This window comes from Streptococcus mitis bv. 2 str. SK95, assembly GCF_000222705.1.
GTDB classification, from domain to species: domain Bacteria; phylum Bacillota; class Bacilli; order Lactobacillales; family Streptococcaceae; genus Streptococcus; species Streptococcus mitis_AY.
In genome coordinates this window covers 1-12177 of record NZ_AFUB01000002.1, presented here as the reverse complement: position 1 = coordinate 12177, position 12177 = coordinate 1, and the positions used below count along the sequence as shown (strand labels likewise).

General features: G+C 39.3%; 8 protein-coding genes and 1 tRNA gene. All 9 read left to right on the top strand.

Annotation, left to right across the window (positions count from 1 at the left end):
* The first annotated feature begins 10 nt into the window (after window positions 1-10).
* Window positions 11-1936 (top strand): McrB family protein, encoded by a 1926-nt coding sequence (locus tag HMPREF9965_RS02980; protein ID WP_000361304.1) that lies wholly within the window; start codon window positions 11-13, stop codon window positions 1934-1936.
* Entirely contained in the window at window positions 1923-3236 is a 1314-nt protein-coding gene (locus HMPREF9965_RS02975; protein WP_004242915.1) for an McrC family protein, read from the top strand. The genes HMPREF9965_RS02980 and HMPREF9965_RS02975 overlap by 14 nt, the downstream gene beginning before the upstream one ends.
* A 172-nt stretch (window positions 3237-3408) precedes the next feature.
* The gene (locus tag HMPREF9965_RS02970; RefSeq protein ID WP_000931139.1) at window positions 3409-4395 is read left to right on the top strand and encodes a GMP reductase; all 987 of its coding nucleotides are present in this window, start codon (window positions 3409-3411) and stop codon (window positions 4393-4395) included.
* Window positions 4396-4462: 67 nt separating this feature from the next.
* Window positions 4463-4534 (top strand) — tRNA-Arg (locus HMPREF9965_RS02965).
* A 171-nt stretch (window positions 4535-4705) separates the two neighbouring features.
* Window positions 4706-5404: a ribonuclease III gene (gene rnc / locus HMPREF9965_RS02960; protein WP_000661470.1), complete on the top strand. Its 699-nt coding sequence runs from the start codon at window positions 4706-4708 to the stop codon at window positions 5402-5404.
* A complete protein-coding gene (gene smc, locus HMPREF9965_RS02955) occupies window positions 5395-8934 on the top strand; it encodes a chromosome segregation protein SMC (RefSeq protein WP_000280905.1) in 3540 nt (1179 codons plus the stop codon). Before rnc ends, smc begins: the two co-directional genes overlap by 10 nt.
* A gap of 143 nt (window positions 8935-9077) precedes the next feature.
* Entirely contained in the window at window positions 9078-10004 is a 927-nt protein-coding gene (locus HMPREF9965_RS02950) for a bifunctional riboflavin kinase/FAD synthetase (RefSeq protein WP_000633650.1), read from the top strand.
* Between the two features lie 147 nt (window positions 10005-10151).
* Entirely contained in the window at window positions 10152-11645 is a 1494-nt protein-coding gene (locus tag HMPREF9965_RS02945; protein ID WP_000627757.1) for a type I restriction-modification system subunit M, read from the top strand.
* A 12-nt stretch (window positions 11646-11657) separates the two neighbouring features.
* The coding region (locus HMPREF9965_RS02940) for a restriction endonuclease subunit S (protein ID WP_000756192.1) at window positions 11658-12177 on the top strand (520 nt) is incomplete at its 3' end.

Sequence of the window (12177 nt, the reverse complement as noted above, 5' to 3'; positions counted from 1 at the left end):
AGTAAGATTGATGGATAAAAGAAAGCTTGGCTTGGAAGATTTTTATGCTTGGTACCAAGAAAATAAAATAAGATTAAGAGAAGATGCATTTAAATATAGTATTCACAATGAAAAATTACGTGAAGAATTTCTTAAAGAATGGCCACTTGATAGAATTTTAACCATGTCTATCGATGAATATGTCATTGGGAAAGGCGCTAAAAGTAATTCTTTTTGCTACGGTCTTGAGAGGGGGAAATACAAATCTTTATTTATGGGAATTGGAGGCGGAGGTTCTTCAAAATTTGGTATTTATTGGAATGAAAAAACAAAGAGTTATAAAGATCAAGCTAATAAAGTCATTCCTCTTTCAGAGTTGGATCATCGATTTACTAAATTAAAAACAGATTTGTACGAAATTATTAAAGAAGGTATTCATCTCAAATTTGATAATCCGATCTTTGATATAAAAAAGTCTACGAATGAATTTATTGGTCGTTCTGCGGTGGTGACAAAATTACTTTGTATTTATTCTGAGAATCATTCTTTTTTAGGGGTAAATATGAATAGTCAGAATGAATTTTGGAATAGGTTGATTCCCCAACTTAATCAAGGAGGATCCTATCGTCAGAATCATGAGATTTGTAAACTGTTTTCTAAAACATATCCTGAACTAGAATCTTCAATGTTGGGTAGTATTTTATTTGAGTATTCAAAAGATTTTATAGACAATAATAATAAGCAAGAGGAGAAACAAATGAATGCACAAATTAATTTTCAACATCCATTGAGTCGAACTTTACTTTCATCAAAAAACCTCATCCTCCGAGGTGCTCCTGGTACAGGAAAAACTTATCTTGCTAAAGAAATTGCCAAAGAATTAACGGATGGCAACGAAGATCAAATCGGCTTTGTACAATTTCACCCTTCCTATGATTATACAGATTTTGTAGAGGGTTTGAGACCGGTATCAAATGGGGATGGAGCTATTGAGTTTAAATTACAAGATGGTATTTTTAAGCAGTTTTGCCAGAAGGCGAAAGAAACTCAGAAAACTGGAGGACAAGATAATTTTGAGGAAGCTTGGGATTCTTATCTAGCCTATATAAATAATTCGGATGAAAAAGAGTATTTAACAAAGGGTTCTTACCTGTCAGTAAATAGTAAACAAAACCTATCCGTTAATTATGATAAGGGAACATCAGGATGGAGTTTATCTAGAAATTATGTATACGAACTTTATAAAGATCCGAATTATGACGAACAAAAGTATTATAAGAGTGAGGGGAAAAAAGTTCTTGAAACTTTAAAGAAAAGATTTGGTCTGAAAGATTATATTTCTCCAACAGAGATTGACACAGATAAGAAATTCGTCTTCATCATCGATGAAATAAACCGTGGGGAGATTTCTAAGATTTTTGGAGAACTCTTTTTCTCAATTGATAAAGACTATCGTGGTGAAAAGGGAAGTGTATCTACTCAATATGCCAATCTACACGAAAGTGATGAAAAATTTTATATCCCCGAAAATGTTTACATTATCGGAACCATGAATGATATTGACCGTTCAGTAGATACCTTTGATTTTGCTATGCGTCGTCGTTTCCGTTTTGTTGAAGTTACTGCTGAAAGCCAGTTATACATTCTAGATAACGAACTAGATGGACATGAGGAAGAAGCGAAAAAACGTTTAAGAAACTTGAACGCTGCTATTGAAAACGTTCAGGAGTTAAACAGTCATTATCATATCGGACCAAGTTATTTCCGTAATTTAAAAGAGTTGGATTATGATTATGAATTACTTTGGTCTGATTACCTCAAACCGCTTTTGGAAGATTACTTACGAGGTTCTTATGAAGAGACTGAAACTCTGGATACATTGAAAAAAGCATTTGATCTGACAAATAACGAGCAAACAAATCAGCAAGAGACTGGTGATAATGATGCGGATAACTGATAATCAGCATAAAATTGCTAGAGAAGACTTTGTCGCAGAATATCCCAACCTAAGTCAAGCACTTCTTGATAGAACACTAGATAGCCTTTCTCTAGAGGACCGTATCTTTATTTTCCCGAATGATTTGATGAATTCTCCTGACTTAGAAAAGGACCAAAAGATTTTGGAAACAGTTAATCAGGAAATCAAGACAGGAAATGTGATTGGTTTTCTGGGATATGGTCAAGAAAGATTAACGATTTCCTCTCGTTTTTCTGATGAAAGTAACGACCATTTTTTGCATTATCTCTTACAAAAGGTTCTCAATATTAATCTGACTAGTTTGGATGTCGGTCTATCTCCTGAAGATAAACTCTATCAACTCTTGGTTTACCTCTTTCCCGAGTATCTGCAAGCTGCTCTCAGAAAAGGTCTTTATAAGGAATACCAGCGATTTTTCCATAACGATAGTCATGTGAAGGGTGTACTAGATGCTGGAAATCATCTGAAAAAAAATCTCCCTTTTATGGGAAATATTGCCTATACAACAAGAGAGTTCACCTATGATAATCCACTCATGCAGTTGATTCGGCATACGATTGAGTACATAAAGAATCAGAAAAGTTTCGGAGTTCTGCTCGATAGTAATCGTGAAAATATGACAGAAATTACTCGTGTAACCTCATCTTATAAACTAGCTGATCGTGCTAAGATTATCAGAATGAATAAAATCAAACCCATCCGACACGCCTATTTCAGAGAGTATAGAAAATTACAGGAACTCTGCTTGATGATTCTGAGTAGAGAAAAGCATGGTCTTGGACTTCAAGCCCAAAGGGTACATGGCATTCTCTTTGATGTTGCCTGGCTTTGGGAAGAGTATGTTCATACCTTGTTGCCAAAAGGTTTCATCCATCCACGAAATAAAGATAAGACGGATGGAATTTCGGTATTTTCTGATCGTAGGCGAATAGTGTATCCAGATTTTTATAATAGAGAACGAAAGATTGTTTTAGATGCAAAATATAAAAAACTGGAGTTTACTGAAAAAGGGATCAATCGCGAGGACTTGTTTCAGTTGATTTCCTATTCTTATATTTTAGAAGCTGGGAAAACTTGGAAAGCTGGATTGATTTTTCCTAGTATGGAGCAGTCAGTAAATAGTGAGATAGGAGAAGTAGCGGGGTACGGAGTCTTGCTTAAGAAGTGGTCTATTCGAATCCCTCAGAATGCCTCATCCTATAGTGCATTTTGTGAAATGATGAAAAATTCAGAAGAAAATTTTAAAGCGATTATTGATGAAGAAGTGGGGAGAAAGTAATCTCTTCACTTTTTTGCTATTTATATAAGTAATTTCCGAACGATATGATGTGATTGTTGCAAATATTTGACAAAAACTGTACTTTGATTTATAATAAATCAAGGAAACGTCGGAAAAGGCGTAGTGATGCGAAGGCATAGGTAGGTCATTACAAAAGAAACGAGACATCGATATGTTAAATGAATTTCCAATTTTTGATTACGAAGATATTCAGTTGATCCCTAATAAATGTGTCATTAAAAGCCGTGCAGAAGCGGATACAAGTATTACGTTTGGAAAACACACTTTTAAACTACCTGTTGTGCCAGCAAATATGCAGACAATTTTGGATGAGAACGTAGCAGAGCAACTTGCTAAAGGCGGTTACTTCTACATTATGCACCGTTTTGATGAAGCGGGACGCATTCCTTTTATCAAACGTATGCACGATCAAGGACTCATTGCTTCCATTTCTGTCGGTGTTAAGGATTACGAGTATGACTTTGTTAGCCAACTCAAGGCTGATGCTCCTGAATATATCACTATTGACATTGCTCATGGCCATGCAGATAGTGTGATTTCTATGATTCAGCACATCAAGAAAGAATTACCAGACACTTTTGTCATTGCTGGGAATGTAGGGACACCAGAAGCTGTGCGTGAATTGGAAAATGCTGGTGCCGATGCTACTAAGGTTGGAATCGGTCCTGGTAAGGTTTGTATCACCAAGGTCAAGACAGGTTTTGGTACAGGCGGTTGGCAGTTGGCTGCACTACGCTGGTGTGCTAAGGCTGCTCGCAAACCGATTATTGCTGATGGAGGGATTCGTACTCATGGTGATATTGCTAAGTCTATCCGTTTCGGTGCTAGCATGGTCATGATTGGTTCCCTATTTGCAGGACATATCGAAAGCCCAGGAAAGACGATTGAAGTCGATGGGGAACAGTTCAAAGAATACTATGGTTCAGCTTCTCAATACCAAAAAGGAGCTTACAAAAACGTGGAAGGCAAACGTATCTTACTTCCTGCCAAAGGGCATTTGCAAGACACCCTTACTGAGATGGAGCAGGATCTGCAAAGTGCCATTTCCTACGCAGGTGGACGCAAGGTTGCTGATCTCAAGCACGTTGATTATGTGATCGTGAAAAACTCTATCTGGAATGGTGATGCATCCCACTAATAGACGCTTAGTCCATCCATAAAAAACTTGTTATTAGAGCAAATTTCTGTTATAATAAGACAAGTTTCCACCCTTAGTGTAATGGATATCACGTAAGATTCCGGTTCTTAAGATGGGGGTTCGATTCCCTCAGGGTGGATGTAAACATCCTAAAAAAGCCTTTAAATAAGGCTTTTTTCTTTATATTGCCTCCAAAATTGGAAAATTTTTTCAAAAACTATCCCACTCCCCCTAGTCCCGTTTTAAAGTGACTCAGAGGTACTTTTTTTGTTATAATAGAAAGGATCGTAATTATTAGAAAGAGGTCAGTATGAAAGAATTACAAACTGTACTGAAGAAGCGTTTTGCAATCGAATTTGCAGACAAAAACTTACTAGAAACGGCCTTTACTCATACGAGTTATGCCAATGAGCACCGCCTCTTAAAAATTTCACACAATGAGCGCTTGGAATTTTTAGGAGACGCTGTTCTGCAATTATTGATTTCAGAATATCTGTATAAAAAATATCCTAAGAAACCAGAGGGTGATTTGTCCAAACTCCGTGCTATGATTGTCCGTGAGGAGAGTTTGGCTGGTTTTGCGCGTGATTGCCAGTTTGATCAGTTTATCAAGCTAGGTAAAGGAGAAGAAAAGTCTGGTGGGCGCAATCGTGACACCATTCTTGGCGATGCTTTTGAAGCCTTTCTGGGAGCGTTGCTTTTAGACAAGGATGTTGCTAAGGTAAAAGAGTTTATCTATCAGGTCATGATACCCAAGGTTGAAGCAGGTGATTTTGAAATGATTAAGGATTACAAGACACACTTGCAAGAGTTGCTCCAAGTCAATGGGGATGTGGATATTCGCTACCAGGTTATCTCTGAGATAGGACCTGCTCATGATAAGGTTTTTGATGTAGAAGTTCTGGTTGAGGGCAAGAGCATCGGAAAGGGCCAAGGCCGTTCTAAGAAGTTAGCAGAGCAAGAGGCTGCAAAAAATGCCGTTGAGAAAGGGCTGGATTCATGTATTTAAAGGAAATTGAGATCCAGGGATTCAAGTCCTTTGCTGACAAGACCAAGGTCGTCTTTGACCAAGGCGTGACAGCTGTCGTTGGGCCCAATGGTTCTGGAAAATCAAATATCACAGAAAGTCTGCGATGGGCCTTGGGAGAGTCCAGTGTTAAGAGCCTTCGTGGTGGCAAGATGCCCGATGTTATTTTTGCTGGGACTGAAAGTCGTAAGCCGCTCAATTATGCTTCTGTTGTCGTAACCTTGGATAATGAAGATGGTTTTATCAAGGATGCGGGGCAAGTCATTAAGGTAGAACGCCATATCTATCGTAGTGGGGATAGCGAGTATCGAATTGATGGCAAGAAAGTCCGTTTGCGTGATATACATGACCTTTTCTTGGATACCGGTTTGGGACGGGATTCCTTCTCCATCATCTCTCAAGGGAAGGTAGAGGAGATTTTTAACTCCAAGCCCGAAGAACGCCGTGCTATTTTTGAAGAAGCAGCTGGAGTTTTGAAATACAAGACTCGTAGAAAAGAGACAGAGAGCAAACTGCAACAAACTCAGGACAACCTAGACCGTCTAGAGGACATTATCTATGAGTTGGACAATCAAATCAAGCCTCTTGCAAAACAAGCCGAGAATGCTCGCAAGTTTCTCGACTTGGATGGTCAACGTAAGGCCATTTATTTGGATGTACTGGTTGCCCAAATCAAGGAAAACAAGACTGAACTAGAGCTGACAGAAGAAGAGCTAACGCAAGTTCAGGAACTCTTGACTAGCTATTACCAAAAACGTGAAGAGTTAGAGGAGGAAAATCAAAGTCTTAAAAAGAAACGTCAGGATCTCCAAGCTGAAATGGCCAAGGATCAAGGGAGCTTGATGGATTTGACTAGTTTGATCAGTGACTTAGAGCGAAAATTAGCCCTATCAAAACTGGAATCCGAGCAAGTAGCTCTCAATCAACAAGAAGCACAAGCACGTTTGACTGCTTTGGAAGATAAGAGAAAGATTCTAAGTACAGAGAAGGCTGAAAAAGAAGCAAACCTGGCGCAGTTAGAGGAAAGTTTGGTTGAAAATAACAAGGAACTCAATCGTTTAGAAGCAGAATTGCTAGCTTTTTCAGATGATCCTGACCAGATGATCGAGCTCTTACGCGAACGCTTTGTCGCTCTTTTACAAGAAGAAGCGGATGTCTCAAACCAACTGACCCGCATCGAGAATGAACTAGAGAACAGCCGTCAGTTATCTCAAAAACAAGCAGATCAACTTGATAAACTGAAAGAACAATTGGCTACAGCTAAAGAGAAAGCAAGTCAGCAAAAGGCTGAGCTTGAAACTGCCAAGGAGCAGGTTCAGAAATTATTGGCTGACTACCAAGCTAGTGCTAAGGAGCAAGAGGAGCAGAAAGTTTCTTACCAAGCTCAGCAGAGCCAACTCTTTGATCGTCTGGATAGTCTCAAAAACAAGCAGGCTAGAGCTCAAAGCTTAGAAAACATTCTAAGAAATCATAGTAATTTTTACGCGGGTGTTAAGAGTGTTCTCCAAGAGAAAGACCGCCTGGGTGGGATTATTGGTGCAGTTAGTGAGCATCTGACCTTTGATGTTCATTATCAAACCGCCCTAGAAATTGCGCTTGGAGCCAGCAGTCAGCATATCATCGTAGAAGATGAAAACGCGGCAACCAAGGCTATTGATTTCCTAAAACGTAACAGAGCTGGTCGTGCAACCTTCCTTCCGTTAACGACTATCAAGGCGCGTACAATCTCTAGTCAGAATCAAGACGCTATCGCTGCAAGTCCAGGATTTCTGGGCATGGCTGATGAGTTGGTGTCGTTTGACAAGAGACTAGAAGATATTTTCAAGAACTTGCTCGCTACGACGGCTATCTTTGATACCGTAGAACATGCGCGTACGGCAGCTCGTCAAGTTCGTTACCAGGTTCGTATGGTGACGCTTGATGGTACCGAATTGCGCACAGGTGGTTCCTACGCGGGTGGTGCCAATCGTCAAAACAACAGTATTTTCATCAAGCCAGAGCTGGAGCAATTACAAAAAGAAATTGCTGAGGAAGAAGCTAGTCTACGTTCAGAAGAAGCGACTTTGAAGACCTTGCAAGATGAGATGGCAGTATTGGCAGAAAGATTAGAAGCTATCAAGTCTCAGGGTGAGCAAGCTCGTATTCAGGAACAAGGTTTGTACCTCGCCTGTCAACAAACCAATCAGCAGGTCGAAGAACTGGAAACTCTTTGGAAACTTCAAGAAGAGGAATTAAATCGCCTTACTGAAGGAGATTGGCAAGCGGACAAGGAAAAATGCCAAGAGCGACTTGCTACCATTGCCAGTGAAAAGCAAAATCTGGAAACTGAGATTGAAGAGATTAAGTCTAACAAAAACGCTATTCAAGAACGTTATCAAAACTTGCAGGAACAGATTTCTCAAGCGCGCTTGCTTAAGTCCGAACTGCAAGGACAAAAGCGGTACGAAGTGACTGATATTGAACGCTTAGGCAAGGAACTGGATAATCTGGATATCGAGCAAGAGGAAATCCAGCGCCTCCTTCAAGAAAAGGTTGATAATCTTGAGAAAGTGGATACGGATTTGCTAAGCCAGCAGGTGGAAGAGGCCAAAACTCAGAAAACAAACCTCCAACAAGGTCTGATTCGCAAGCAGTTTGAGTTGGATGATATCGAGGGTCAACTGGATGATATTGCCAGTCATTTGGATCAAGCTCGCCAGCAGAACGAGGAGTGGATTCGCAAACAAACACGTGCTGAAGCTAAGAAAGAAAAGGTCAGTGAACGCTTGCGCTATCTACAAGCTCAATTAACAGACCAGTACCAGATCAGCTACACAGAGGCGCTAGAAAAGGCTCATGAACTGGAAAATCTCGATCTGGCTGAGCAAGAGGTTAAGGATTTAGAGAAGGCTATTCGCTCACTGGGACCTGTCAATTTAGAAGCTATTGAACAGTACGAAGAAGTTCACAGCCGTCTGGATTTCCTCAATAGCCAGCGTGATGATATTTTGTCAGCGAAAAATCTGCTTCTTGAGACCATCACAGAGATGAATGATGAGGTTAAGGAACGCTTTAAATCAACCTTTGAGGCTATTCGTGAATCCTTTAAAGTGACCTTTAGACAGATGTTTGGCGGTGGTCAGGCAGACTTGATTTTGACTGAAGGAGACCTGCTGACAGCTGGGGTTGAGATTTCTGTCCAACCACCAGGTAAGAAAATCCAATCTCTCAACCTCATGAGTGGTGGGGAAAAAGCCCTATCAGCTCTGGCTCTGCTCTTCTCAATCATCCGAGTTAAGACCATTCCTTTCGTCATCTTGGACGAGGTAGAGGCGGCGCTGGACGAAGCCAATGTCAAACGTTTTGGGGATTACCTCAACCGCTTTGACAAGGATAGTCAGTTTATCGTCGTAACACACCGTAAGGGGACGATGGCGGCAGCGGACTCTATCTATGGAGTTACCATGCAAGAATCAGGTGTTTCTAAGATTGTTTCGGTTAAATTAAAAGATTTGGAAGAAACAGTAGACTAGTTACCAAATGATAGCATCTCTTAGGAGGTGCTATTTTTTAAAACTAAAGTGCTAAATTTTCTCTTAAGGTCAGTTCAGGTGCAAAAAACGACATTTGGGATTTCCTCTTAGCGAAAAGACTTGCTCTATGATATAATAGTTTCATGATTACAACAGTACCTATTAAGAACGAAAAAGATATTGCAGTACCAGGTAATACAGTCCTTGTACTAGGTTATTTTGATGGCATCCACAAGGGGCACCAGAAACTTTTTGAAGTGGCCAGTAAGGCTTCTATGAAGGATTATCTGCCAGTTGTCGTGATGACCTTTACAGAGTCGCCAAAACTTGCCTTACAACCTTACCAACCTGAGCTCATGCTTCATATTGTAAACCACGAGGAACGGGAGCACAAGATGAAGTGGCACGGAGTAGAGGCTCTTTTCTTACTTGACTTTAGTAGCAAATTTGCTAGTTTAACGGGTCAAGAATTCTTTGATACTTATATCAAGGCTTTAAAACCAGCGATTATCGTAGCAGGATTTGACTATACCTTTGGTTCTGATAAGAAAACCGCAGATGACTTGAAGGATTATTTTGATGGAGAGATTATCATTGTTCCTCCAGTCGAGGACGAAAAGGGCAAGATTAGTTCTACACGGATTCGCCAAGCCATTCTTGATGGAGATGTCAAGGAAGTCAATCATCTACTTGGAACTCCTCTACCATCACGTGGAATGGTCGTTCACGGAAATGCTCGTGGACGTACTATCGGTTATCCAACAGCCAATCTAGTCCTAAGAGATCGAACTTACATGCCGGCAGACGGTGTTTACGTAGTCGATGTCGAGGTGCAACGTCAAAGATATCGTGGCATGGCGAGCGTTGGCAAAAATGTCACCTTTGATGGCGAAGAACCACGCTTTGAGGTTAATATCTTCGACTTTTCAGACGATATTTACGGAGAAACAGTCATGGTCTACTGGTTGGACCGTGTCCGTGATATGGTCAAATTTGACTCCATCGACGAGCTCGTAGACCAACTCCAGAAAGACGAAGAAATTGCTCGGAACTGGAAGGATGGAGAGTAGAAAAGTTTAAAAAAGTGAACCATATTTTGTGTTTGCTTTTTTATTTTTGAAAGAAATTTTTATAGCGAGAAACATAATTGAAGCTTGATTGAAAATCTGTTAAAATAGTGATATTCATAACTTTAAAACCAAAGAAAAGAGACTAGTATGATTACAGGCGAATTAAAAAATAAAATTGATCAGCTGTGGGAAATGTTGTGGACTGAAGGAAATGCAAATCCTCTAACAAATATTGAACAATTAACTTATCTTCTGTTTATGAAGGATTTGGATAGTGTTGAGCTTGGACGCGAAAGCGATGCTGAGTTTCTAGGGATTTCTTATGAGGGAATTTTTCCAAAAGATAAACCTGAATACCGTTGGTCAACCTTTAAAAATATAGGAGATGCTCAGGAAGTTTATCGTTTAATGACACAGGAGATTTTTCCATTTATTAAGAATCTTAAGGGTGATACTGACGATACAGCTTTTTCACGTTATATGCGTGAAGCCATCTTTCAAATAAATAAACCTGCTACTCTCCAAAAGGTGATTTCTATATTAGACGAATTTCCAACTAGAGGGTCAGATATAGATTTTGATAATGACACACAGGGAATTAATGATATTGGAGACATCTATGAATATCTGCTATCAAAATTGTCAACCGCAGGTAAAAATGGACAGTTTCGTACACCTCGTCACATCATCGATATGATGGTTGAGTTGATGCAACCAACTATCAAGGATATTGTCTCAGATCCTGCTATGGGCTCTGCTGGTTTCTTAGTATCTGCTAGCCGCTACTTAAAGCGTAAAAAAGATGAATGGGAAACCAATCCAGATAATATCAACCACTTTCATAACAATATGTTTCATGGAAATGATACGGATACAACCATGCTTAGACTTGGTGCAATGAATATGATGCTGCATGGAGTGGAAAATCCACAAATTAGTTATCTTGACTCACTATCTCAAGATAATGAAGAAGCAGATAAGTACACTCTAGTTTTAGCAAATCCTCCATTTAAAGGGTCACTTGACTACGATTCAACTTCAAATGATCTCCTTGCAACTGTAAAAACCAAAAAAACAGAATTGCTTTTCCTTGCTCTTTTCTTGCGTACCTTGAAACCAGGGGGGCGTGCAGCAGTTATTGTACCTGATGGTGTCCTCTTTGGTTCATCTAAAGCCCATAAAGGAATTCGTCAAGAAATTGTTGAGAATCATAAATTGGATGCTGTAATATCAATGCCAAGTGGCGTTTTCAAGCCTTATGCTGGAGTTTCAACCGCCATTCTCATCTTTACAAAAACTGGAAATGGTGGAACGGATAAGGTCTGGTTTTACGATATGAAAGCAGATGGTTTAAGTTTGGATGATAAACGACAACCGATCAGTGACAATGATATTCCAGATATTATTCAACGTTTCCATCAACTTGAAAACGAAGCAGAACGTAAGAGAACGGACCAGTCTTTCTTTGTTCCAGTCGATGAGATAAAGGATAATGATTATGATTTATCGATCAATAAATACAAAGAAATCGAGTATGAAAAAGTTGAGTATGAACCAACAGAAGTCATCTTAAAGAAAATTAATGATCTAGAAAAAGAAATTCAAGCTGGCTTGGCAGAGTTAGAAGAATTACTCAAGTAGGGAGATGGAAGTATGAAAAAAGTGAAGTTAGGGGAAGTGGTAACTCTGAAAAAAGGTAAGAAAGCCACTATACTTAATGAACAAACTCCTCTAAGTCAACGTTATATTCAAATAGATGATTTGAGAAATGACAATAATCTAAAATTCACCGAAAGTTTAAATATGACTGAAGCACTTCTAGATGACATTCTGATAGCTTGGGATGGTGCTAATGCAGGAACAATTGGCTATGGACTATCGGGAGCTGTTGGTAGCACTATTATGGTCTTAAAAAAGAATGAACAATACAAAGACAAGATTATATCAGATTATTTGGGAGTTTTTTTGGAAAGTAAATCGCAGTATTTACGGTATCATTCAACAGGCGCAACAATTCCCCATTTAAATAAAAATATATTACTTGATCTAAAATTAGAATTGTTACGTATCGAAGAACAAGAGAACATTATCTGTATTCTTAATGTCATCAAAAGACTTATTACTAAAAGAAAATGTCAATTGGAAGAACTAAACTTACTCGTCAAATCCCGAT

Excerpts from the sequence above, each read along its gene's own strand:
- HMPREF9965_RS02980 (WP_000361304.1), top strand. The coding sequence starts at position 11 with ATGGATAAAAGAAAGCTTGGCTTGGAAGATTTTTATGCTTGGTACCAA.
- HMPREF9965_RS02975 (WP_004242915.1), top strand. The coding sequence starts at position 1,923 with ATGCGGATAACTGATAATCAGCATAAAATTGCTAGAGAAGACTTTGTC.
- HMPREF9965_RS02970 (WP_000931139.1), top strand. The coding sequence starts at position 3,409 with ATGTTAAATGAATTTCCAATTTTTGATTACGAAGATATTCAGTTGATC.
- rnc (WP_000661470.1), top strand. The coding sequence starts at position 4,706 with ATGAAAGAATTACAAACTGTACTGAAGAAGCGTTTTGCAATCGAATTT.
- smc (WP_000280905.1), top strand. The coding sequence starts at position 5,395 with ATGTATTTAAAGGAAATTGAGATCCAGGGATTCAAGTCCTTTGCTGAC.
- HMPREF9965_RS02950 (WP_000633650.1), top strand. The coding sequence starts at position 9,078 with ATGATTACAACAGTACCTATTAAGAACGAAAAAGATATTGCAGTACCA.
- HMPREF9965_RS02945 (WP_000627757.1), top strand. The coding sequence starts at position 10,152 with ATGATTACAGGCGAATTAAAAAATAAAATTGATCAGCTGTGGGAAATG.